The 24,576-nt window shown below is 38.4% G+C and carries 23 protein-coding genes; 18 read left to right on the top strand and 5 right to left on the bottom strand.

Annotation, left to right across the window (positions count from 1 at the left end):
- Positions 1 to 59 precede the first annotated feature (59 nt).
- The 10 genes from P9E47_RS21725 to P9E47_RS21680 all read left to right on the top strand — a co-directional run bounded on the left by P9E47_RS21725 (position 60) and on the right by P9E47_RS21680 (position 12,252).
- A complete protein-coding gene (locus tag P9E47_RS21725; RefSeq protein WP_326164955.1) occupies positions 60 to 962 on the top strand; it encodes an ABC transporter permease in 903 nt (300 codons plus the stop codon).
- On the top strand, positions 962 to 1,744 hold the full coding sequence (locus tag P9E47_RS21720; RefSeq protein WP_003331298.1) for an ABC transporter permease: 783 nt from the start codon (positions 962 to 964) through the stop codon (positions 1,742 to 1,744). The genes P9E47_RS21725 and P9E47_RS21720 overlap by 1 nt, the downstream gene beginning before the upstream one ends.
- A gap of 24 nt (positions 1,745 to 1,768) precedes the next feature.
- Positions 1,769 to 3,097, top strand: a complete 1,329-nt coding sequence (gene gabT, locus P9E47_RS21715) for a 4-aminobutyrate--2-oxoglutarate transaminase (protein WP_326164953.1) — start codon at positions 1,769 to 1,771, stop codon at positions 3,095 to 3,097.
- Positions 3,098 to 3,109: 12 nt separating this feature from the next.
- A complete protein-coding gene (locus P9E47_RS21710) occupies positions 3,110 to 4,564 on the top strand; it encodes an aldehyde dehydrogenase family protein (RefSeq protein ID WP_326164950.1) in 1,455 nt (484 codons plus the stop codon).
- Between the two features lie 147 nt (positions 4,565 to 4,711).
- Entirely contained in the window at positions 4,712 to 5,899 is a 1,188-nt protein-coding gene (locus P9E47_RS21705) for a CaiB/BaiF CoA transferase family protein (RefSeq protein WP_003331302.1), read from the top strand.
- Between the two features lie 12 nt (positions 5,900 to 5,911).
- Complete coding sequence (locus P9E47_RS21700; RefSeq protein WP_003331303.1) at positions 5,912 to 7,129, top strand: acyl-CoA dehydrogenase family protein; 1,218 nt, start codon at positions 5,912 to 5,914, stop codon at positions 7,127 to 7,129.
- Positions 7,130 to 7,255: 126 nt separating this feature from the next.
- On the top strand, positions 7,256 to 7,603 hold the full coding sequence (locus P9E47_RS21695) for a DUF3870 domain-containing protein (protein ID WP_003331304.1): 348 nt from the start codon (positions 7,256 to 7,258) through the stop codon (positions 7,601 to 7,603).
- Between the two features lie 251 nt (positions 7,604 to 7,854).
- Positions 7,855 to 9,624 (top strand): ABC transporter ATP-binding protein, encoded by a 1,770-nt coding sequence (locus tag P9E47_RS21690; RefSeq protein WP_003331305.1) that lies wholly within the window; start codon positions 7,855 to 7,857, stop codon positions 9,622 to 9,624.
- Positions 9,617 to 11,440 (top strand): ABC transporter ATP-binding protein, encoded by a 1,824-nt coding sequence (locus tag P9E47_RS21685; RefSeq protein ID WP_326164949.1) that lies wholly within the window; start codon positions 9,617 to 9,619, stop codon positions 11,438 to 11,440. The genes P9E47_RS21690 and P9E47_RS21685 overlap by 8 nt, the downstream gene beginning before the upstream one ends.
- Positions 11,441 to 11,601: 161 nt before the next feature.
- Complete coding sequence (locus P9E47_RS21680; RefSeq protein WP_003331307.1) at positions 11,602 to 12,252, top strand: L,D-transpeptidase family protein; 651 nt, start codon at positions 11,602 to 11,604, stop codon at positions 12,250 to 12,252.
- A gap of 38 nt (positions 12,253 to 12,290) precedes the next feature.
- Here the strand turns inward: P9E47_RS21680 and P9E47_RS21675 are convergent, their stop codons facing one another.
- Positions 12,291 to 12,449, bottom strand: a complete 159-nt coding sequence (locus tag P9E47_RS21675) for a hypothetical protein (RefSeq protein ID WP_202594785.1) — start codon at positions 12,447 to 12,449, stop codon at positions 12,291 to 12,293.
- A 219-nt stretch (positions 12,450 to 12,668) separates the two neighbouring features.
- Between P9E47_RS21675 and P9E47_RS21670 the strand changes: the two genes are divergently transcribed.
- The 5 genes from P9E47_RS21670 to P9E47_RS21650 all read left to right on the top strand — a co-directional run bounded on the left by P9E47_RS21670 (position 12,669) and on the right by P9E47_RS21650 (position 17,414).
- On the top strand, positions 12,669 to 13,367 hold the full coding sequence (locus P9E47_RS21670) for a DUF542 domain-containing protein (RefSeq protein WP_326164947.1): 699 nt from the start codon (positions 12,669 to 12,671) through the stop codon (positions 13,365 to 13,367).
- A 248-nt stretch (positions 13,368 to 13,615) separates the two neighbouring features.
- Positions 13,616 to 14,461: an ABC transporter ATP-binding protein gene (locus tag P9E47_RS21665; protein ID WP_326164946.1), complete on the top strand. Its 846-nt coding sequence runs from the start codon at positions 13,616 to 13,618 to the stop codon at positions 14,459 to 14,461.
- Complete coding sequence (locus P9E47_RS21660; RefSeq protein ID WP_326164943.1) at positions 14,412 to 15,329, top strand: iron-hydroxamate ABC transporter substrate-binding protein; 918 nt, start codon at positions 14,412 to 14,414, stop codon at positions 15,327 to 15,329. The genes P9E47_RS21665 and P9E47_RS21660 overlap by 50 nt, the downstream gene beginning before the upstream one ends.
- A 70-nt stretch (positions 15,330 to 15,399) precedes the next feature.
- Positions 15,400 to 16,407, top strand: a complete 1,008-nt coding sequence (locus tag P9E47_RS21655) for a FecCD family ABC transporter permease (RefSeq protein WP_326164941.1) — start codon at positions 15,400 to 15,402, stop codon at positions 16,405 to 16,407.
- Positions 16,404 to 17,414 (top strand): FecCD family ABC transporter permease, encoded by a 1,011-nt coding sequence (locus P9E47_RS21650; protein ID WP_326164939.1) that lies wholly within the window; start codon positions 16,404 to 16,406, stop codon positions 17,412 to 17,414. The genes P9E47_RS21655 and P9E47_RS21650 overlap by 4 nt, the downstream gene beginning before the upstream one ends.
- 17 nt (positions 17,415 to 17,431) lie before the next feature.
- Here P9E47_RS21650 and P9E47_RS21645 read toward each other — a convergent pair whose 3' ends face one another.
- Together P9E47_RS21645 and P9E47_RS21640 are read right to left on the bottom strand one after the other, a co-directional pair.
- The gene (locus tag P9E47_RS21645) at positions 17,432 to 17,806 is read right to left on the bottom strand and encodes an MFS transporter (RefSeq protein ID WP_326164936.1); all 375 of its coding nucleotides are present in this window, start codon (positions 17,804 to 17,806) and stop codon (positions 17,432 to 17,434) included.
- 32 nt (positions 17,807 to 17,838) lie between these two features.
- Complete coding sequence (locus P9E47_RS21640) at positions 17,839 to 19,044, bottom strand: extracellular catalytic domain type 1 short-chain-length polyhydroxyalkanoate depolymerase (protein ID WP_326164934.1); 1,206 nt, start codon at positions 19,042 to 19,044, stop codon at positions 17,839 to 17,841.
- A gap of 279 nt (positions 19,045 to 19,323) precedes the next feature.
- Here P9E47_RS21640 and P9E47_RS21635 point away from each other — a divergent pair, with 279 nt between their 5' ends.
- The gene (locus tag P9E47_RS21635) at positions 19,324 to 19,647 is read left to right on the top strand and encodes a hypothetical protein (RefSeq protein WP_326164931.1); all 324 of its coding nucleotides are present in this window, start codon (positions 19,324 to 19,326) and stop codon (positions 19,645 to 19,647) included.
- Positions 19,648 to 20,543: 896 nt separating this feature from the next.
- Positions 20,544 to 21,554, top strand: a complete 1,011-nt coding sequence (locus tag P9E47_RS21630) for a DUF3231 family protein (RefSeq protein WP_326164929.1) — start codon at positions 20,544 to 20,546, stop codon at positions 21,552 to 21,554.
- A 414-nt stretch (positions 21,555 to 21,968) separates the two neighbouring features.
- On the opposite strand, the gene P9E47_RS21625 is transcribed toward P9E47_RS21630, so the two are convergent.
- Both P9E47_RS21625 and P9E47_RS21620 read right to left on the bottom strand, forming a co-directional pair.
- Positions 21,969 to 22,172 carry a tautomerase family protein gene (locus tag P9E47_RS21625; protein ID WP_326164927.1) on the bottom strand — a complete coding sequence of 68 codons (204 nt, stop codon included), beginning with the start codon at positions 22,170 to 22,172 and terminating at the stop codon, positions 21,969 to 21,971.
- Positions 22,173 to 22,197: 25 nt separating this feature from the next.
- Complete coding sequence (locus P9E47_RS21620) at positions 22,198 to 23,379, bottom strand: YbfB/YjiJ family MFS transporter (protein WP_326164924.1); 1,182 nt, start codon at positions 23,377 to 23,379, stop codon at positions 22,198 to 22,200.
- Between the two features lie 132 nt (positions 23,380 to 23,511).
- Here P9E47_RS21620 and P9E47_RS21615 point away from each other — a divergent pair, with 132 nt between their 5' ends.
- Positions 23,512 to 24,405, top strand: coding sequence for a LysR family transcriptional regulator (locus P9E47_RS21615; RefSeq protein ID WP_326164922.1), 894 nt, complete (start codon positions 23,512 to 23,514; stop codon positions 24,403 to 24,405).
- The last annotated feature ends 171 nt before the right edge of the window (positions 24,406 to 24,576 follow it).

Genomic DNA, 24,576 nt, shown 5'->3' with positions numbered 1-24,576 from the left:
GCCAAGGTGTATTTGATACATCAAACCGATGAAGTTCAAGATAGGGAAGGGGGAAGATAATGGGGAAGGTCAATATCGATACACATGTCATGACTAGAGTGAATCCTGTTCAGCCTTCTTTAATAAAATTACCAGGTTTAAAGTGGTTATTGTTAGCTATTCCACTCCTTTACGTAGTGTTTCTACTATATATTTCGATCTTTAATGTTTTAAAGCTAAGCATAGTAGATGAAACAGGGTTTACATTGGAATATATGAAGGAAGTACTGACAGGAACACTTTATTTACGGGTGCTTTGGATCACAGTTAAGATTTCTTTCCTTGTTACGATTTTTTCACTACTGATTGGCTACCCTGTTGCCTATTTAATCACAGTTACCCAGTCAAAGGTATGGAAGCAAGTTATTTTAGGAACAGTGCTAACGACACTTTGGATTAGTCTACTTGCTAGAACATTCAGTTGGCAAATCATATTACAGGAATATGGCGCTTTGAATAAGCTGCTAATCGGATTGGGAATGATCGATGAGCCGCTCCAATTACTTTATAATACAGTAGGAGTTGTCATTGGCATGACTCACATTTTATTGCCATATATGATTCTCAGCTTATATTCCGTGATGGAGAGTATTGATAGGCGGCTGCTTCAAGCAGCCCAAGGTCTAGGTGCAAAACCTTTAAAAGCGTTTTTTCAAATTTTCTTGCCCTTGTCTTTGCCGGGAATTACGGCGGGGTCACTAATCGTATTTGTGTTAGGTTTAGGCTATTTTATCACGCCAGCTATTCTAGGTGGGCAAAGTAATATTGTGATTGCCAAGCTTATCCAAGAAAACATTCAGATGAGCTTAAATTGGCATCTAGCTTCAGCTCTATCGTTATTATTATTAGTTACAACTCTATTATTACTTGGACTTGCATATGGGGTTACGAAATTGTCACCGATGTTAAAGGGAGTGAAGTGATGCTATTACGAACATTTGTAATGATCATTTTAACGCTAATGATTTTGCCGGTTCTTATCATCATCCCACTCTCCCTTAGTTCATCTATGGCATTTGAATTTCCACCACCTAGTTATTCACTAAAATGGTATGAGAACTTTTTAGAGAATGACCAGTGGACCGATGGATTTATTCGTAGTATTATTGTCGCCTTTTTCACATCAATTATTGCGATGGCTATTGGCACAATGGCTTCTTTAGCGATGGATAGACTAGAATTTCCAGGCAAAAAAATATTTATGAATTTAATGATCGCACCAATGGTGATCCCTCTTGTCATTGTAGGGATTGCTATGTATCACTCATTTTCTTTTTACAAAATGACAAACACTCTAACTGCATTAGTCCTTGCGCATTCTATTATCGCTATTCCAATCGTTGTCATAACCGTTTCTGCTAAGCTAAAAGGGTTAGATAGAAATCTAGAATTGGCGGCGCTGTCATTAGGGTCCAATCCAATCGGTGTGTTTTTTAAGATTACCTTACCTTTAATTCGCTCTTCGGTTGTTGCTGGTGCATTGTTTGCTTTTATAACCTCTTTGGATGAAGTAGTTGTTAGTATTTTTGTATCAGGTGCGACTACAAAAACATTGCCTGTAGTCATGTGGGAAAATATGAGGACACAAGTTGATCCAACGATTGCAGCTGTTTCTACACTATTAATTGTTTGTACATTTATCGTGATGATTGCCCAAGCAGTCGTTACTCGCCGCATGGGTGAGAAAAAGCAAGCTGAGTTATAAAGACATAATCAGGAGGTTGTATAAATGGCAGAAGTTACAAATGCTGTAAAAAGCCCACAATCATTAATATTACATGAAAGACGGATGAAAGCAGTTCCTAAAGCGCCTTATAATATTACACAGGTTTATGTTGAATCTGCCCAAGGTGCTACAGTTTATGATATTGATGGGAATCGCTATATTGATTTTGCTGGAGGTATTGGTATTCAAAATGTGGGCCACTGCCACCCTAAAGTTGTTCGGGCAGTCCAAGAGCAAGCTGCGAAATCAATCCACACTTGTTTTCATGTTGCTCCGTATGAGAGTTATATAGAATTAGCGGAACGATTGAATGAGATAACGCCAGGCTCGTTCGAGAAGAAAACGATGTTTTTGAACAGTGGGGCAGAAGCAGTTGAAAATGCGGTGAAAATCGCCAGAAAGTATACAGGAAAGCCGGGTGTCATTTCCTTTGATCGGGGCTATCACGGTCGAACGCTGTTAACAATGTCATTAACTAGCAAGGTGAAACCTTATAAACATGGGTTCGGACCATTTGCAAATTCGACTTATAAAATGCCATATCCATATTATTATCGGGCACCAGAAAACATGGATCCGGATAGCTATGATGACTTCTTACTGAGCAGATTTGAGGATTTCTTCGTTGCCGATGCATCACCCGATGAAATCGGTGCTGTCATCATGGAACCAGTTCAAGGAGAAGGGGGCTTTATTGTTCCGTCCAAGAAATTTGTTCAAGGTGTAAAAAGGATTTGTGAGCAACATGATATTTTGTTTATTGCGGATGAAATTCAAACAGGCTTCGGTCGAACCGGTCTTTTATTTGGTATGAATCATTTTGATGTGGCCCCAGACTTGCTAACAATGTCAAAGTCACTGGCAGCGGGAATGCCTTTAAGTGCAGTAACAGGAAGAGCAGCGATTATGGATACTCCTGATATCGGGCAATTAGGTGGAACCTTTGCTGGAAGCCCGATGTCCTGCGCAGCTAGTTTAGCTGTTTTGGATGTCATCGAGGAAGAAGAAATTGTGAAAAAGGCACAAAATGTTGGAAGGCAATTGATGGCTGCTTTTCATCATTTGCAAAATAAATATGAATTGATAGGGGATGTCCGTGGTCTTGGTGCGATGTGTGCGATGGAGTTAGTAGAGGATCGCAACACAAAAGAACCGGCCACTGCTAAAACAGCAGAAATCGTAAAGTATTGTTGGCAACATGGTTTATTTGCATTAAGTGCAGGAATGTACTCCAATGTGTTAAGATTCCTCCCTCCACTGATTATTAGTGATGATGAACTAAATGAAGGAATTTCAATATTAGAAAGCGCCTTCGAAAGTGTTACAAAATAGGGAGGGCTGCAAATGTCTAATCACAAACTAAATTATATGAACGGTGAATGGGTGGCATCTGCTAGTGGAGAAATCATCTCGATAACCAATCCAGCCCATAATCAGCAAATGGTTGGAACGGTTCAAGCATCGGCAATCGAAGATGTAAATCTTGCCTGTGAAGCAGCAAAAAAAGCAGTTAAACACTGGGCGAGATTGTCACCTGTTGCTAGATGTGAATATTTACAAAATGCTGCTGACATCCTTGAAAAAAGAGCAGCCGAAATTGCCGAAATTGCAACGAGGGAAATGGGGAAAAGGTTGATTGAAACAAAAGGAGAGGTCTTACGGGGTGCAGCTATTTTAAGATACTTTGCACAAGAAGGATATCGAAAATTAGGAGAGGTCTTACCGTCAGCCTTTCAGAATAATCTCTTCTATACGATGCGAGTACCTGTAGGAGTAGTGGGGGTTATATCACCTTGGAATTTTCCGATTGCCATTCCGATTTGGAAGATCGCACCTGCCCTGATTTATGGAAATACAGTTGTATTTAAACCTGCGACAGAAACAGGGATTACAGGAGCAAAACTGGTGGAAGTGTTTGAGGAAGCTGGGGTTCCGCCTGGTGTCGTGAATTTTGTAACAGGAAGAGGCTCTGTGATTGGTAATAGTCTTGTTGAAAATCAGCATGTTGATGCCATTACTTTTACAGGATCTAATTTTGTTGGTAAAAATATCGCCAAATTAGCCGTTGAATCAGGGAAAAAGTATCAGCTTGAATTAGGTGGAAAAAATCCAGCGATTGTATTAGATGATGCGGACGTAGAACAAGCGGCACAATTAGTAGTTGATGGAGCTATGAAGCAAACTGGACAACGTTGTACCGCTACAAGTCGAGTCTTTGTTCAAAGTACAATCTATGAATCTTTTAAAGAAAAAGTGTTAGAAAAAGTAAGGGCTATAACGGTTGGTGATGGATTAAAGACCGAAATTACAATGGGGCCATTGGCCTCAAAACATCAATTTGATACCGTTGTTAGTTATATAAAAACAGGTCTTGAGGAAGGCGCTACTCTACTATATGGTGGGAAGCAGCTAACCGAAGGGGTGCTCTCAGATGGATATTTTATCGAGCCTTGTATATTCGAAAACGTAACGAATGACATGACAATTGCAAGAGAAGAAATTTTCGGTCCTGTCCTTTGTATGATCAAGGTTGAATCTTACGAAGAAGCCTTAGAACAAGCCAATGATACGATCTACGGATTGAGTGCATCCTTATTTACGAAAGATTTAAAGAAAGCCTTAGACTTTGCTAAAAACAGTGAAGTAGGAATGGTTCAAATCAATGGTGAGACCGGTGGAGCAGAGCCACAAGCGCCATTTGGCGGCATGAAAGAGTCTAGTTCCGGTACAAGAGAACAAGGTCAAGCTGCGATTGAATTCTTTACCGCGTTTAAAACAATTTCAATAAATCCAAACTAAGCAACTGTTTAGATTTACATCAATTCAATGCCAGAATTGATACCTAAATCATAAGCCAGTTAAAAACTATTTATTGCAATCTATTTTTATTGGGTTGTAGCTAGTTTTTCTGGCTTTTTTTATTCAATCATTAAAGGTGGTGGTCAGGTGCCTGGAGCATTAGAAGGAGTTAGAGTATTAGATTTAACGAGAGTGTTGGCAGGGCCGTATTGTACGATGATTTTGGGTGATTTAGGTGCGGAGATCATAAAAGTTGAAGGACCGGGTGGAAGTGATGACACCAGATATTGGGGACCACCGTACAAAGGAACAGAGAGCGCTTATTATTTATGCGCTAATCGTAACAAGCGAGCGATCACCTTAAATCTAAAAACTGAACAAGGTCGGGAAGTTTTGAAAAAGCTGCTAATTGAAAGTGATATTGTCATTGAAAATTTTAAAAGCGGCACGATGGAAAAATGGGGGCTTGGTTATTCCGAGTTAAAGGAATTGAACCCAAGAATTATTCATTGTTCGATTACTGGATTTGGCCATAATGGTCCCTATCGGCAATTACCAGGCTATGATTTCATTATCCAAGCGATGAGTGGTTTGATGAGTATTACGGGAAGTGAACAATCAGGACCAGTCAAAGTGGGAGTGGCGATTTCAGATTTATTTACCGGTCTTTATGCCAATATTGGTATTCTAGCGGCCTTGAATGAGCGGAATCAATCAGGGGAAGGGCAAAGCATTGATATATCCTTATTTGATTCCCAGCTTAGTGCACTTGCTAATATCGCTAGTAATTATCTAATTTCAGGGAAAATACCAGGTTTATTAGGAAACAATCATCCTAATATCGTTCCTTACCAACCATTTGATACGAAAGATGGCAAGATGGTGGTAGCTGTAGGGAATGATGGTCAGTTTAGAAAACTGTGTTCCGTTTTAGGGATCGAGGATATAGGAGTGGACGAACGGTACGCAACGAATTCAAAGCGATTAGAAAATCGCGATGAATTAACGGAAATTTTGTCTTTACAATTTAAAGTAAAGACTTCAAAAGAATGGTTAATTCATTTGAACGAAAGCGGTATACCAGCCGGACCAATCCAAAATATGAAAGAAGTATTCGAAGATCCGCAGGTTGCAGCCAGAAACATGGTTTATGAGATGAATCATCCAACAATCGGGGAGATAAAGTTAGTTGGAAGTCCATTAAAATTATCAAGAACTCCTGTCCAAGTCCGCTCTCATCCGCCAGTAGCTGGGGAGCATAGCAAAGAGGTTTTATTAGAAATAGGTTATACCAATGAAATGATCGAAGAAATGAAAGAATTAAATATAATTTAGGGGGAATGGATCATGATGAATTTTAGTTTTTCAGAAGAACAAGAAATGTTAAGAAAAATGGTTAGAAGTTTTGTAGACAAGGAGATTATTCCAAATATCGGAGAATGGGATGCCAATCAACATTTTGAAAGAAATATTATGAAACGTATGGCTGATTTGGATTTAATGGGGGTTTGTATTCCTGAGGAATATGGTGGAAGTGGAATGGACTATAATTCACTTGCGATTGTCTGCGAAGAACTTGAACGCGGTGACACCGCTTATCGAACAGCCGTATCTGTTCATACGGGCTTAAATAGTATGACTTTATTACAGTGGGGAAATGAGGAGCAAAAGCAAAAATATTTGGTTCCACAAGCAAAAGGGGAGAAGGTTGGTGCCTTTGGATTAACGGAACCAAATGCTGGATCTGATGTTGCTGCTTTACAAACGACGGCTGTAAAAGATGGCGATGATTATATTCTAAACGGTTCAAAAACATGGATTTCACTTTGCGATGTGGCCGATAACTTTTTGGTTTTTGCCTATACAGATAAGAGTAAAAAACATCATGGAATTTCTTGTTTCATTGTTGAACGAACAATGCCGGGATTTTCATCAAAAGCAATTAAAGGAAAATTAGGAATTCGGGCAGGGAATACTGGTGAATTATTCTTCGATAATGTTCGCGTCCCTAAGGAAAATTTAGTTGGTCAAGAAGGAGAAGGCTTTAAAATTGCGATGGCTGCTTTAGATAATGGCCGATTTACAGTTGCCGCAGGTGCTTGCGGGACGATTATGGCATGCTTGGAAGAAAGCGTGAAATATTGCCGCGAAAGAAAGACATTTGGGAAAGAAATTGGCAAACATCAATTAGTTCAACAGATGATTGCTAAGATGGAAGCTGGCCTACAAATGTCTAGGTTATTAGTTTTTAAAGCAGGATGGTTGAAAAACAAAGGAGCTAGAAATACGCGTGAAACTTCCCTTGCTAAATGGCAAGCATGTGACTTTGCTTTACAAGCTGCCAATGATGCGGTTCAAATCCATGGTGCATATGGCTATTCAAATGAGTATCCAGTTGAGAGATTTTTACGGAATGCTAAAGCACCCGTTATTTATGAAGGAACAAGAGAAATTCATACGATTATGCAAGGTGAATATGTGCTAGGTTATCGTGAGGATAAACCACTGTCTAAAATGCTGCCAGCTTGGCCTTACGAGGCATCCAAACAAGAAATCATTCATTAAGAATTAGTAACCCCCAATTTTTATAATTTTTTCCAAAATTATCTGAATGTATAGCAGGATTTTTAAGAAATTTAAGGAATCATAAGCTATAGATATAGCTACAGATTTTGGTATGGGGGTTATCAAATGAATAAATGTTTAACAATTTTCATTGCGGGGCACTCTCGGTTGCCGCAAGGAATGGCTGCCAAGAATATATATGATAATTTAACAGTTACAGCAGAGATTGATTGCAAGTATGGGGTTATTCTAGAAGCGTCATGTACCTTAGCAACAAACCATGGTAGGGACTTTATCGGAAAGCTATTAAGAGGTTACAGTATTAAAGATGGAATTGACGAACCGATAAAAGCTGTACAAATGTATTATCATGGTAAAGCAACAAATGCAATTATTGCAGCATTGAAAGATTTACATTTCCAATTTATGCAAATGAAGCAGGACATGGCCAAACAAAGCACAACTCTAGGGTAAGGGTCGTAAGAATCTTTTGATACTATTAGAATATTAATCTTTTTAAAGACATCGGAATTTGCTAATGTGGCAAATTCCTTTTATTTTTCTCGGGTTAGTTCTCTGGTCCACAGTTCCCGACCCCGTGGCTTATTTTATTTCTTTTTGGGGATATTAAACGGGAGGATGGTGAGATTGAATGTTTGTGAATCTCAGTTGAGCAGCTAGTTCATTCTTTATATTAAACATTTTGCCTTGGGAGGCATCGTTACATGTTGAAAATTTTCAAATATTTTCAGAAGAAAGATTGGTTGTTAGTCTTTTGCAGCCTGGTTTTTATAGTAACTCAAGTAGGGCTTGACTTAAAAATTCCAGATTTTATGGCTGAAATCACTAGGCTTGTGCAGACAGAAGGAAGCAAAATTAGTGATGTGCTTATACAAGGTGTGTACATGTTGTTATGCGCTGTTGGAAGTATGCTGGCGTCAATGGTTACCGTTTTTCTGGCGGCCAGAGTGGCGGCGGGGTTCTCAGTCCGTCTGCGCGACATGGTGTTTGAGAAAAACTTATCTTTTTCGATGGAGGAAGTTAGCCGTTTTTCTACAGCTAGTCTAATTACACGATCTACTAACGATATTATGCAGATTCAGATGCTGATTATTATGGGGCTTCAAGTTGTGATCCGGGCTCCGATTATGGCGGTGTGGGCCATTTTAAAAATAATGGGTAAGTCCTGGGAGTGGACGGTTGCTACTGGAATAGCGGTTGCATTTTTATGCGTTTTAATTGCCATCGTTGTCTTTGTCGCATTACCTAAATTCAGGGTGATTCAAACTCTGACTGATCAATTAAACCGTGTGACAAGAGAGAATTTGTCAGGCATGAGAGTTGTTCGTGCTTATAATGCGGAGGAATACGAGGAGGAAAAATTTGAATCAGCGAATGATGATCTGACAAGAACAAATCTTTTCACCAGCAGAACGATGGCCATTTTATTTCCTTCAATTGGTCTCATGATATCCGGTATGAATCTCGCCATTTATTGGATTGGCGCCGTCTTAATTAACGATGCTTCGGTGCCAAATCGTTTATCTATATTTGCTGATATGATTGTCTTTTCCTCTTATGCCATGCAAATCATCATGGCCTTTATGATGCTGTCGATGGTATTTATCATGATGCCGCGGGCAGCTGTTTCAGCTAAACGTATTAATGAGGTATTAGATACGAATGTCAAAATTAAAGATGGAATTGTCACAAAAGCGGAAAATCCCGGTTCATCAGGGGAAATTGAATTCCGTAATGTAAGCTTTAAATATCCTGAAGCAGAGGATTATGTTTTGAAAAATATAAGCTTTAGCGCTCACCAGGGCGAAACCGTAGCCATTATCGGTTCTACTGGAAGTGGGAAAAGTACTCTCCTTAACCTGATCCCTCGCTTTATCGATGCGACGGAAGGTGAGGTGCTTGTTGATGGAATGGATGTAAGGAAGTATTCCCTAGAAGCTTTAAGGAATAAGATTGGCTATGTATCCCAAAAGGCAATTATGTTCAGTGGTAGTGTTGCGTCAAACGTAGCCTTTGGTTTTGGAGAAGATACTACAAAGAAGGAAGACACTCAAATTGAACGAGCTGTTGAAATTGCGCAGGGTAAAGACTTTGTCGAAAAAATGGAAGGCACGTACGAAGCGGAAATCGCCCAGAGTGGTACGAATATTTCGGGTGGGCAGAAACAAAGACTGTCCATTGCTCGTGCAATTTTTAAAAATCCTGAAATCTATTTATTTGATGATTCTTTCTCGGCACTTGATTACAAAACCGACCGAGTATTGCGGTCAAGGTTAAAAAAAGAGATAGAGAATGCCACCTCAATCATTGTCGCACAGCGGATCGGGACGATTATTGATGCAGATCGCATCATCGTTCTCGATGAAGGCGAGGTAGTAGGGATTGGTACGCATCAAGAGCTATTGAAGACATGCGAAGTTTATCAAGAAATTGCCCACTCGCAATTGTCAAAGGAGGAGCTTGACATTGGTTAATAATGAAAAAGTTGAGCTTAAATCTAAGAAGGAAGCCCGTTCCCGCAAGCGCCCGAAAGGCTCCGAGAAAGGGCAAGGTTTGAAAAGCTTTAAGAAATTATTTGTCTTTTCACGGTCGTTTGTTCCCGCCATTATGATTGCTATGGTGCTTGCAATGGCTGGGGCAATTTTTAATATTATCGGACCTGATTTGCTCGGGCGTATGACTGATAAAATAACCGAAGGAATGATGGCGAGCATCGATATGGAAGCGATTGTTGATATTGCCACTATTCTTTTAATCCTTTATGGTCTTATGTTTGTTTTTCAATATGTCCAGGGCTTTATTATGGCTACGGTCACACAGCGGATCTCCAAAAACTTAAGAAAAGACCTCTCTAAAAAGATGAATCGTTTGCCGTTGAAATACTTTGACTCAACAAGTACCGGCGATGTTTTAAGCCGTGTCACCAATGATGTGGATCTTGTCGGCCAGACACTGAATCAAAGCCTGAGTGGGTTAACTTCAGCCGTTACCTTGTTTCTAGGATCATTGGTCATGATGTTTTACACAAACTGGATTATGGCGATCTCCGCCGTTTTATCTACTTTTATCGGATTTGCGTTGATGTCATTGGTGATTTCCAAATCACAGGTTTATTTTGGACGGCAACAGCAACAACTTGGCAAGCTGAACGGCTATATCGAAGAGATTTATTCAGGGCAAAGTGTGGTGAAGGCTTATAATGGCGAAAAGATGGCAAAGGAAACATTCCACGAAATCAACACAGGATTGTATGACAGTGCCTGGAAATCGCAATTCCTATCCGGCTTAATGATGCCATTTATGATGTTTGTCGGCAATCTAGGCTATGTCGTTGTCTGCATCGTCGGTGCTGCTCTTGCTGTCAATGATTATATTTCATTCGGTGTAATCGTATCGTTTATGTTGTATATTCGCCTTTTCACCCAGCCGCTCTCTCAAATTGCCCAAGGAGCTACACAGCTCCAGTCAACAGCTGCAGCGAGTGCTCGTGTTTTTGAATTTTTGGAGGAAAAAGAACTTGCAGATGAAAGTGAGAAGACAAAAGAACTCGAAACAGCCAATGGGGATGTAGAGTTCCGAAATGTCCGTTTTGGCTATAATGAGAATCAGCCTGTGATTAAAAATTTCTCGGTAAAGGTGAAGGCAGGGCAAAAGGTTGCCATCGTCGGTCCTACCGGTGCCGGCAAAACTACATTGGTCAACCTGTTAATGCGTTTCTATGAAGTAAATGATGGGGAAATCCTGATTGATGGAGTACCAATAAGTCAACTTACTAGAGAGAATCTTCATGAATTATTCTGTATGGTGCTTCAGGATACCTGGCTTTTCGAAGGGACTATCCGCGATAATATCGTTTATTCCAGCAAGGGTATTACTGATGAGCAGCTAGAGTCCGCTTGTAAAGCAGTCGGCCTTTATCACTATATCAAAACCTTGCCGAAGGGATACGATACCATTTTAGATGATAAGGCTAACCTGTCTGCAGGTCAAAAGCAGTTAATTACGATCGCAAGGGCAATGGTAAAGACTGCCCCTTTGCTAATTTTGGATGAGGCTACAAGTTCGGTAGACACCCGAACAGAGATGTTAATTCAGCAGGCAATGGATAAACTAACGGAAGGTAAAACTTCGTTTGTGATTGCCCATCGATTATCTACAATCAAAAATGCTGATGTAATACTTGTGATGAAGGATGGCGACATCATTGAAACTGGAAATCATGAAGAACTTTTATTAAAAAATGGCTTCTATGCAGAGTTATACAATAGTCAGTTTGAAGAAGTTTCATAAAGAATACAGGAAACGACGATCAAACAGGGTGGGGTAATCGTAGACCACAGTTCCCGACCCCGTGACCCAATTTTGAGGAATTACAACTTATATAAAAGGGCAATATATTTAAGAAGATATTTTTTGAATATAAAAATGGATAAGTAAAGGTTTTGGTTATTATGAAACTTTATAAATTATTATTTATTCTTGTTCTCGTAGTTGCCACCATTATACCTCCAAAAATGATCTTTGCTGAAGTAGGTTTAATGATTAAGGTTGATTTATGGGAAAACAAATTAACCGTAAAAGAAGGGGAAAAAACTATAAAAAGTTTTTCAATTGCAACTGGAAAGGATGATACCCCAACTCCTGTCGGTTATTTTACAGTTATTGAAAAATCTAAAGATTGGGGGGGCGGCTTTGGTTCAAGATGGTTAGGCTTGAACGTCCCTTGGGGTATATATGGTATTCATGGCACTAATAAACCAAACTTAATTGGTAGAAATGTAAGCAGTGGTTGTGTACGTATGAAAAATAAAGATGCTGAAGATTTGTATGAGCAGATTCCTGTCGGGACGCCTGTTATTATAGAAGGACCTATTCACGGCCTGGATAATCACATAGATGTATTAGTTGTTGGCTCGAAAGGAACCCTCGTTTACCTTGTGCAACAAAGGCTGAGATTAGCTGGCTATTACAAGGGAAAAGTAGATGGAGTATTCGATAATAAAACTCAAAAAGCTATCGAGAAATATCAAGAAGACCATAACTTAATTGTAACTGGAAATGGAAATGAACGGTTGTATATGAAACTCGGGCTTTTGGAATGAGAATACTGATTAAAAAAAACCACTCAGAGTGGTTTTTTTTAATCCCTCATGGCTCCTGCTTCTCTGGAAGTCATCGCGCCCTGCCCTTCGCTTACATCTTTTTGAATTTGTTGTTTGACCTCTTGTGCATTGGTTCCGGCAAAGCCTGGTTTCATAATTGAACTCAAATTTTCATTAGCTTGTTGATCAGATTGCATATAAAAACCTCCTTGATTTCTAGTTAAACAATCTTATTATTCGCAAAAACATTAAGGGTATCCCAAATGGTCCAGAGTTCCCGGTCCCGTGACCCATTTTTTACAAAATTTGACCTTTGTCAATGTTAGGCTCCTCGTTTTGAATTACTATAAAAGCATAGGAAGAAAGAAATAAAGTCGACAAAATAACTTCCACAAATGACGAGGAGGATTTAAAAAATGAATCAAATTATTGCTATTAACAATCAAACGAGCCTTGGAGAACTTGTAACCTATTTTCCTGCCGTTACTACACGCCTAAATGAACTGCATATAGACTATTGCTGCCAAGGGGATCGTACACTTGAAGCCGTTATCGAAGAAGGGGGGCTAACGGCAGATTTTGTTACTGAGTTACAGAACGCATACAACGACTATTTAGCTACACCTGACAAGGAAATACCAGTGTCTGAGTTATCAGATGAGGACCTCATCGACTTAATCCTCGAGATCCATCATCAACCAGAGCGCGCTCTGTTAAAGGAATTGGATCAACTGCTGAATAAAATTTTGCTTGCCCACTATGACCATGACAAAGACTTGGTTTTAATGCTGCATAAAAACTTCAGCGAGTTAAAGATGGAGTTGGAGGAGCATTTCGCTAAAGAGGAAAAGGAACTTTTCCCAGCAATGCGCAAACTTGATAAAACACGGGAGGAAAGGGAGACAATTCGCTTAAACATTCTTGAATTAGAAGGCGATCATGATGGCGCCGGAGATATTATTAAGTACTTAATCAAAGAAACCAACGATTTTACTCCTCCAGAGTTTGCATGCCCTACGATGAATGTTGCCTATACGAAACTCCATGAGTTAGCAGATGATGTTTTCCTACATGTTGCTAAGGAAAATAGCGTACTATTCAAGCGCTACCTATAAAAGTAAAAAGATCTTTATAATTTGAAAGACAAAATCTGGGACATCGGGTTTTGTCTTTTTTTGTGTGCCTAGCATGGGTGCAGTCTACACCGGACCACAGTTCCTGGCCTCGTGACCCATTTTTTGTTTATAAGTTTTGTGTGAAATTCTATTGACAATGATTATCATTAATATTATATTAAAAAACGGATATAATTGAAAATGATTATCAATGGCGGATAGTATATTTATAAAATGGAGGCATTTGTATGACTCGCCTTTATACAAAAGATTTAAACGTCAGTTACGGTGAACGGTTTATTGTTAAGAATTTAGGGATTGAAATCCCTGATAAAAAAATCACAACCATTATCGGCTCTAACGGTTGTGGGAAATCGACACTTTTAAAAGCGATGACAAGGATTATCCCTCATCAATCCGGCTCGATTCTACTTGATGGGAAAAGCATTACAGCGGAAAATACGAAAGAACTTGCCAAGAAGATGGCAATCCTACCGCAAACACAGGAAACAGCAAGTGGGTTAACGGTAGGAGAGGTAGTGTCCTATGGACGTTTTCCTTATCAAAAGGGTTTTGGCCGGTTAACTAAGAAAGATATGGAGGTTATTGATTGGGCTCTTGAAGTAACGAGATTATCAGAATATAAATACGATCCAGCGGATGCATTATCAGGTGGTCAACGCCAACGTGTTTGGATTGCAATGGCACTTGCTCAAGAAACTGAGATGATTTTTCTAGATGAACCGACAACTTATCTGGATATTGCCCATCAATTAGAGGTGTTAGAGCTTTTACAAAGCCTAAATAGGGAACAAGGAAGAACAATTGTAATGGTTCTCCATGATTTGAATCAAGCTGCACGGTTTGCTGATCATATTATTGCTATGAAGGATGGGAACATTATAAAAGCAGGAAGTTGTGAAGAAGTGATTAGCCAAGAGGTATTGAAGAAAGTGTTTCAAATCGATGCGGTCATTGGCTGTGATCCTAGAACAAACAAACCAATGTGTATTACCTATGATTTATTAGAAGGAGAAGAGCAACATGAAAAACCGACTACTACCATTTCTACTCTTGCTAGTCATTTTGCTTAGTGCTTGTGGCAATAATGATACAAAGAACACAGTGAATCCTCCAGAGGAAAATTCAAAATCGGATACAATTACATACCAATCGGAAAACGGACCTGTAGAGGTGCCAGCTAATCCGAAGCGGGTCATTGTATTAGGGATGTATGCTGGGAATGTAACTGCTTTGGACGTTCCAATTGTTGGTGTTGATCCATGGTCCAAAATGAATCCTCGCTATAAGTTAGAAGGAATCGAGGAAGTTACGGATGAAAGTTTAGAAAAAATTATCGAGTTGGAGCCAGATTTAATTATCGGACTTTCTACTACGAAAAATATTGATAAACTGAAGCAAATTGCTCCAGTTGTAACGTTCACCTATGGCCAACTAGATTATTTAACACAGCATCTAGAAATCGGAAAATTATTAAATAAAGAAGCGGAAGCGAAGGCTTGGATTGATGACTTCAAACAAAGGGCTCAACAAGCTGGAGAAGAAATAAAAGCAAAAATTGGTGAAGATGCAACAGTTTCTGTCATCGAAAACTTCAATAAAGAACTATATGTTTTTGGAGATAACTTTGGGCGCGGTACAGAAATCCTATATCAAGAAATGAAGTTAAAGATGCCTGAAAAGGTAAAAGAAACAGCACAAGGAAACGGATATTATTCACTATCAATTGAAGTACTTCCTGAGTACGCAGGCGATTACTTAATTGTTAGTAAGGACGAAGATACCGACACTTCCTTCATGGGGTCTGAAACATTTAAAAACATTCCTGCAGTTAAAAACAACCGAACTTTTGTAGTCAATGCAAAGGAATTTCGTTACAACGATCCAATTTTACTTGAATATCAATTAGACTTCTTTATAAAGTCGTTTCTAGGTAAATAAAGATGGTGGGACACAGGGTCGGGAACTCCGGCTCGCTTTTTTTCCTAAATAAAAGAAGAGATGATTTTTAATGACAAAAACAACTAATTCTTTCCCTTTCATTTATAAGTTTATTCTATCTATACTTTTATTGTTTGGGGCATTTTTTCTATCAATGGTGTTTGGCGCAGCAGATACAACTATTAAACAAGTTTGGCTGGCACTTACGTCTACTGTAAAAACAGATACGATTATTATGATTCGTGAGATACGACTCCCACGTGAGATTGCAGCCATTTTTGTTGGGGCGGGTCTTGCTATAGCCGGGGCCATTATGCAAGGAATTACAAGAAATCCACTTGCGGACCCCAGCATCCTTGGATTAACGGCCGGTGCTAATGCAGCATTAGCGATAACGATTGCATTCCTTCCTGCTGCCAATTATTTTGTAATTATGGTTGCTTGTTTTGTGGGGGCTGCTGTCGGAACAATTTTGGTAGTTAGTATTGGGGCGGTTAAAAAAGGTGGCTTTTCACCACTTCGAATTGTATTGGCTGGTGCTGCAGTTTCTGCTTTCCTTCATGCAGTGGCCGAAGGGGTAGGCATTTATTTTAAAATTTCAAAAGATGTTTCAATGTGGAGTGCGGGCGGCATTATCGGAACGACATGGAATCAGCTTCAAGTGATTGTTCCTTTTATTATAATTGGGATTATGCTATCAATCTTTTTATCGAGACAACTCACCATTCTCAGTCTAAATGAGGAGCTTGCCATTGGTTTAGGGCAAAAAATAACACAGGTGAAATATATTTTATTTATTGTTGTGATTATATTAGCCGGGGCTTCTGTTGCATTAGTCGGCAATCTTGCTTTTATTGGATTGATGATTCCACATATTGTTCGTGGTATTGTTGGAACTGATTATCGTCATATTCTGCCAATGTCAGCTGTATGTGGGGCAATCTTTATGCTGATTGCAGATACGCTTGGACGGAATATAAACGCACCATTTGAAACACCGGTTCAGGCTATTGTTGCCATCATCGGACTTCCCTTTTTCTTATTCATTGTCCGTAAAGGAGGGAAGGTTTTCTCATGATTCATCCTAGTATAATTAAAAAGCAACGTATCTTTCTATTTGGACTGTTAGCATTAATTTTGATTACAATCATTGTAAGTATCGGCTTAGGATATTCTTCCGTCTCTTACAATCGAATTATTCCGACCATTCTAGGTCAAGGAACATTCAAAGAGGAGTTTGTGTTATTTTTCATTCGGCTGCCGCGTATATTGATCACACTCTTTGCCGGAATGGCGCTTGCAGTATCAGGGGCAATATTACAAGGTATTACACGTAATGACTTAGCGGATCCCGGCGTAATTGGGATAAATTCTGGTGCAGGTGTTGCGATTGCTGTTTTCTTTTTATACTTTCCAATCGAACCTGGGTCATTTATATACCTCTTGCCTGCGGTTGCTTTTATCGGTGCACTTATAACAGCATTATTACTCTACCTGATTTCTTATAGTAAACAAAGTGACCTGCAACCGGTAAGAATGATTTTAATAGGGGTTGGCTTTTCGATGGCATTGTCCGGAACGATGGTTTTGCTAATTTCATCGTCAGAGCCCGAAAAAGTTGATTTTATTGCAAAATGGCTAGCGGGAAATATTTGGGGAACAGATTGGCCTTTTATATGGGCGCTTCTTCCATGGCTGATTATTTTGATCCCATTTACACTTTATAAAGCCAATCGATTAAATCTCTTAAATCTAAGTGAGCCTACTGCTATAGGCGTAGGGGTTGCAATCGAAAAAGAAAGACTTGTCCTTCTTTTGACTGCAGTTGCCTTAGCAGCAGCGGCAGTATCGGTAACCGGCGGAATTGCCTTTATCGGACTTATGGCTCCCCATATTGCAAAAGCGTTGGTGGGACATCGCCACCAATTATTTATTCCAATTGCGATTCTAATCGGTGGGTGGTTATTGTTGCTAGCCGATACGATTGGCCGTAACCTGGTTGACCCTGAAGGTATAGCAGCAGGAATCATCACAGCCTTAATCGGTGCTCCCTATTTTATCTATTTATTATTAAAAAATAATTAAAACGCAAAGAGGACGCTTTAATAAGCTGCATCCTCTCTGCGTTTTTTATTTATTAGCGGCGAACCAATGAAGGATATTAGCACTAATAAAGATGATGAGATAAAAAAGGCTGGAAGTACTCCTACTACTGTTGAAAGCCACCCGCCAAGTAGGGGGCCGATAATGGTCGCTGTTGTTGCAACACTATTAACAACTCCAAATACCCGACCTGTCATATGAACAGGAGTTTCAATTTGTACGGAAGCATGAAAGGGCACAAATACTAAGGTAGCGGAAAATCCAGCTAGAAACCCCAACAATGGCATCCAGATAATCGATAAGCCTGCATCAAACATCGTAAATAACGCCATTGTTCCGAAACTAATTCCTAATCCTAAAGCACCAACAAGCATAACGGTCCAGAGTTCCCGACCCTGTGGACCAATTAAATGTCCATTCCGCTGTTACTATCATGATTATTAGTTTTTTCCTTTTTTCTCATAAGTTTCGAAAGCAGCTTGCTAAAAAAGTTCTTTTTAGGTGTTTCGGCTGGAGCTATGTTATGCGGATTGATTATTGGTGGTACAGGTACATTGATGGGAGGCCCAATAGGTATGTCGACCGGTGATTTGTCAGGTGAGTAGGGTTGGAATTTCACTGGTGCCAAAATTGGCTTTTTGGCTAGAGTCTCGATTGGTTTTTCCTCCGTATGCTCTTGTTGTTGGTGTTTATTTAAAAAATTCCATAGTATTTCTGTTGCATTAGGACCCATCGTGTCTGTGTAAGAACCATTTGGGTTTCCGCCAGACCAGGTATGCCCCATAGCACCAATCATCCAAAGTTCCATTAATGGTTTGCCATCTCCATCATGATATACATGCTGGGTATAGCTTTTACCATTTATAATATCTGATTTGACCAGGGCGGGGGTAACGTGAACAAGGCCAATACCGCCTTCAACGAGAAAATTGGTTTGCGCCCATTGGGTGATCACTTGATGACCATTAATGGGGTTGACCGTTGTATCGCTGGTCCCGTGGAAAACAATGACCCGCATTTTTTTCTTATAATCGCCCATTTCCTGAAAGGCATGGTTTCCACATTGGTATGGGTCAACGACGCCTTTTTCCATCCTTAACTTAGCTTCCTTAGCCATCGGGTCGGTTAGATAAAATACATTGGCAGCGTCATAGGCAAGTCCTGCATAAATACCGATACTGTTAAAGACATCCGGATAGGTTGCCCCAAGTATACAGGCTAATGAGCCGCCTGCCGAAAAGCCCGCAGCATACACTTTATTGGAATCAACTTTGTATTTACTTTTGACCTTATTGATCATCTCAAAAATGAGCTTCGGATGCCCCTCCCCACGGTGTTGATTCTTATCCACAAACCAGTTCCAGCATCCAAAGGGATTGTATCCGGACGGATCTAAAGGATTAAACGGATGGTTCATGTCAGGATAGAGGACAAGGAAATTTTCCTTTTCAGCAAGCGTGTTCATGTTTGTGCCAGCAGCAAAATCATCTGGATTTTGTCTACATCCATGAAGCATCACTAATAACGGAGATTCTTTATCTGCATGATGTTCACTAGGCACATAAAGCTTGTATTTAAAATCTTGATAAATAAACTCAAGAAATTTGCCCAAATCATAAAACCTCCCATTTTAAACTCTGCTTTCCCACTATATTCCATTATTGACGCATTATCATAAATATAACGAAAAATAATAATCTTCTTCGTATGAGCCACAGTTCCCGCCCCCGTGGCTTAGTCAAATGTTTGAAAGTGTTTATTATTATAAGAATGTTCATAGATTTGTCCTTGCTTTTTAGATATTAAATTGTTATCTTTGGTAGGAATAATGTTATGGACAACCTCAACTTTGGTCACGAAGGAACATAATATATGAAAAGGGGATAGAAAAATGGACATTTTTACAATTATTAAATTAGATAAAGATGAAGTCGAAAACTTAATGAACATTGAAATTTTGGAATCAACTGAAAAAATCTCTGATGACTTTGAAGAAGTGTGTATCGAAGGATTTTTAGATAAAAGTTCAAACAGCCAAATTTCAGTAGAAGATGCTATGAAACAATTATTTGAAACTTTGAAAACGAAAGGCATTATTAACGAATCCATTAAAACGTATTCCTACGAATTACCTGTATGTGGTTTGTTAAAAAATGCAAAGCGAAATGAAGAGGCTTTAAATAAGGATTACATCGTTTTATCCTATCACGCATAAATATTTAAACATCATTGCCCCATTGGCTTAAGTTGTCCGATGGGGCATATTTTATTGTGACCCACAGTTCCCGACCCTCTGTCCCACCGACCCTCTATCCCAAAGTTCCAAAGGTAAAAAAGCATATTCACCATCTCTATGAATTTCACATTTACGAACGGGGATAGGCTGCTTGAAAATTGGGCCATCTATATAATTCTGTCATTGTAATCTGTCTCCTTTAATCTAATACTCTTATCCACTATGGCGGTTATTAGCCAGATTCAATTTATTAATATGAGGCTTGCAATATTTGCTTAATTTTACCATAATGTCATATTATACTCCTCCTAGACTATTTATTATAATATTCAATCATCGAATTTAATCTCTGAATGTCATTTCTATTTTTAACTTCAGGAAATAAAATCTTAAGACTTTCTAATATGTCGATTTGAAAAATGAAGGGTATAAATTTGAGCATGATACATATTCGCCACCTAGAAGGAAAAAAGTAATAACCTCTACATTCAGTGCTATAAGTATCTTCGGTTTATTGATTCTCCTATGGAATTTCACCGCATTAATCAAATGAACCCATCATAAAATATCCTCAGTTTAAGCAGAATGGTATCCCAGCTTACAGGAACAAAATAAAAGAACCTGATACAGAGACGCAAACCATGCTAAATGATTTGATATTAGGGTAAAAAAATTAGGAAGTGAAAATGTGAAAAGGTATTATTTCGCAGTGACGTATGAAGTTTGCGAACGCAATAATCTTTATTTAGATATGAACGAATATAATATAGATTCTTTTTTATTCGATTAAACGGTTCAATTAGAAAAAGTGTAGGTGTAATAAATTTCCTTTAATATGAAATAATAATTAAAAAATATTGCAGGGAATGGTTATTGTGAAACCTCACGAAAAACAATTCAATATTGAATTGACTTGTACAGAAATTGGCGGATTATGGGGAATTTTTATTCAAGAAAGTATGAATATTAGATTCCTTACATACTTTTTACACCATCTTCAAGATGAAGAAATCAAACCGCTGACAAAGGAGGCATTGAATATATCTGAAGGGAGATTAGAGAAAATCAAACAAATCTTCCTAAAAGAAAATTTTCCGATGCCAGAAGGTTTTTCAGAAGGGGATGTCAATTTGTCCGCTCCTCCATTATTTCACGATGTGTTTACACTGAGTTATATTTACATGATGAATCGTCTGGGGATGATTAACTTTAGTTATACTGCATCAAATAACGTTCGTCTGGACGTACTTGACTTCTTCACAGAGTGCATACATACGTCTACAGAAATGTTTGGCAAAGCAGTAAGGATGATGTTGTCAAAAGGAATCTATGACCGACCTCCTAAAATGGAATATCCAAAGGAAATTGAGTTTGTACAAAAGGATTCTTTTCTTACAGGATTCGTTGGTAAAAAACGCCCACTGAATGCTATTGAATTATCCGAGATATTCTTTAACATTGAGAGAAATTATTTCTCCGTTCTTGTCATGTTGGGGTTTGCTCAAGTAATAAAGGATAAGAAACTAAAGAATCACATAATAAAAGGAAAGACAATCAGTGAAAAACAAATCAAATTTTTTAACGATTTGTTGATGGAGGAAGACCTTCTTGGTACAGTAACTGTTGGTATGGAAGTTACAGATTCAACCTTATCACCATTTTCAGATAAACTTATTTTTGAGATGATTAATGTACTGAATTCAGTAGACATCAACCTTATTTCACACGCAATGTCATTGTCAATGAGAACCGACCTTGTAGCTCAATATACGAAAATTATTTCCGAAGTGATGCTATACGCTAAGGACACTTTTGATATTGTTGTTGAAAAGAAATGGCTCGAACAACCTCCTCTGGTTACAAATAGAAAGAAATTGTTAAAGTGAGAATGGATAAGAAATAACTAGTTAAAGATATGGCATCATTTAGTAAAATCAATTAGATAGAATACATATTGAATATTTGGAGATAAAAAAGGTTGCAACTGGACAACCTTTTTTTACTTTGGATCTTCCTTATCAATAGCTAACTTGTGAATGTTGTACTTAAACTAAAGCCCCCTTTCTACAAAAGTAGTAGGAACGCTTTTTCTGCTAATGGACAGCTTAATATTTATTTTTATTTTTCAACTTATCAAGTAAAAACAAATACAAATAGTTTTTTGAAGTGACCCTTAAAAGTTAGATACTCTTTTTACATTAGTAGGCAGCGTTTTGAGACGCTGGCCGGTAGTAAACGGCTTATAGCCGTGGAACAAACCACCCTTTGGAAGGGTGGCTATGATAACGTTAGAATTTAAATTACTGACCATTTTTTCTACGAACAGTTATTGATTCGCCAGCAATTCCCCAATTATCAGTATCAACTTCATCAATAACTACAACAGTTGTGTTTGGATTTTTTCCTAATACATTAACTAGTAATTGTGTTGCTCCCTTAATAAGCTCAGCTTTTTTTTCAGGTGTAACATTCTCATTTGTAATTTTAATATTTACGTATGGCATAAAAATTCCCTCTTTCAATTTGATTTTAATTTGTAGTTTCTATGTTTGGCATTCGATCAAAACGAATACCGCTTACAAGTAACATAGCTCCAATAAATACTACACTAGCAGCTCCAATCAAAGCTGTATTAAAGCTTTGAGTATAAGATAAAAGGATTCCAGCGATTGTTGGTCCAATCATTTGACCAACAGCATAAATGGCGGTTAGATAACCAATAATTCGACTGCTATTAGATGGACTCATTTGGCGTGCCAATGTTGTGGCAAGTGTAGTAATACCCATAAAAGTAGCTCCAAATAATAATGCACTTATAATTAAACTAGATTGGCTCAACCAGAAGACAGGTAGTGCAATACCTATAGATTGTAGAATCATCGAAAATACTAATGATTTTACAAACCCCCATTTTTTTGCGAGAGTTGACCAGATGATACATGATGGAATTGCACCTAAGCCAACAACCATCCAAACAATAGCAGGATCAATGCTAAAGATTGAGGTCTTATCAGCAATAGACACAATAAATGTCCCTGTTACAATGTAGCCTAACCCTTCTAGTCCATAGGCAATAATTAACCAAGGAAGCCATTTAAGGGGGGGTGCTTGTGTAATAACTATTTGTTCATCCTTTTTTACATTCGAGTTTGGGGAATCTTTGAGCCAAAACCATGCAAAGATAGCTAGAATACTGCTTACAGTGGCAAGTCCTACCCATACACCTTCCCACATATATAAATCGTTAAAACTCGGAATAAAGAGGGTCGAAAAAAGGATACCGAAGCCTACCCCAGAATAAAAATAGCCTGCCCAATTTGTTTTACCTACAATAGCCAGTCTATCTAGGACAATACTGGAAGCCAATACAAAAATCAGTGCACTTGCCACTCCCGAAATAAAGCGAATGATAAGCATCAGTGTGTAGGAATGAGAAAGCCCCATCATGCCAGTGGTAATAATACTTACCATAAGACTACCTCTTAAATAAAATGTTTTATGCTTTTTCAAAGGGAGAACTCCTGCCAAAATTGCTCCAACGAAATATCCTGCGTAATTGCTTGAAGCGAGGTAGCCCGCCACCGCATCAGTAAAGGCAAGAGAATTTTGCATTAGCGGCAAAATTGGAGTGTAGGCAAACCTTCCGATTCCCATAGCAATCATTAATGAAAAAATTCCCCCAATCAAAAATAAAAAAGGATTTTTATTCAATTTTTCACCTCCAATAAAAATAATCTTTATTTCTATTTTTATCTTATCTGATTTTTGATATATGGTATAATACGTAAAAATGATGAAGAGGTATCAGTTTTTTATATATCAAAGAAGGGAAGGTGGCTATTTATGGATTTACAAGCACTAAAATTTTTTCAAGCTGTCGGAAAATTAGGCAGTATATCAAAGGCAGCTAGAGAACTAAACTATGCACAATCCAATCTCACATCAAGAATTCAGCAATTGGAATCGGATCTTCAAACAAAGCTACTCTATCGACATAATCGAGGAACTACTCTTACGGACAAAGGTAAAGTATTACTTTCGTATACAGATGAAATATTTCAACTTTTAGATGAGGTTAGAAATGTGATGAGTGATGATCAAACACCAAAAGGTCCATTAGTAATAGGTTCTATGGAAACAACTGCTGCAGTTCGTTTACCGGCATTACTTTCAAGGTTTCATCGTGAGTATCCAGCGGTTGACCTAACATTAAAAACAGGTCCAACTGAACTAAATGTCCAACGGGTTCTACAGTATGAACTCGATGGAGCTTTTGTTGCAGGACCTATTGAACATCCAGATCTTACTTATAAGACAGTAATAGATGAAGAGCTAGTCCTTGTAACGGATGTGTCCCATCAACCTTTGTCTTCTATAAAAGAAATACAAAGTCGAACAATATTAGTATTTCGGAATGGTTGTTCGTATCGGGCAAGATTTGAAGAATGGTTACATTATGAAGGAGTCATTCCGGAAAAAATCATGGAACTTGGAACACTTGATGGAATAATTGGTTGTGTATTTGCGGGACTAGGGATTAGTTTACTTCCTCATAGTGCGGTAGAGAAATATGTAAAAGAGGGTCATCTCTTACAACACTCTATCCCAAATCAATTCGGTAAAGTCAAAACTCTATTTATTTACCGTAAAGATAAATATATGTCTGCTTCTTTTAAAGAATTTATAAAAATGTCAAGTAATAAAGCGGTATTTTCGAATGAGACAATTTTATTTTAGTATATAGCCGAGAACCCTCGTGACTTCAGTCATGAGATGAATCGGCTTCGGACAAGGGATAGCTTTTGCTAACTCAATTGTCCGACATTCTCATTCCTAGCTTAATCACATATGATATTTTAAAAGGTATAAAAATCGTTGTTAATTCAATGCACATCTTGATACATATGA

The sequence above is a fragment of the Schinkia azotoformans genome (assembly GCF_035811335.1).
Taxonomy (GTDB): domain Bacteria; phylum Bacillota; class Bacilli; order Bacillales; family Bacillaceae_J; genus Schinkia; species Schinkia azotoformans.
This window is presented reverse-complemented; position numbering and strand designations above follow the sequence as displayed.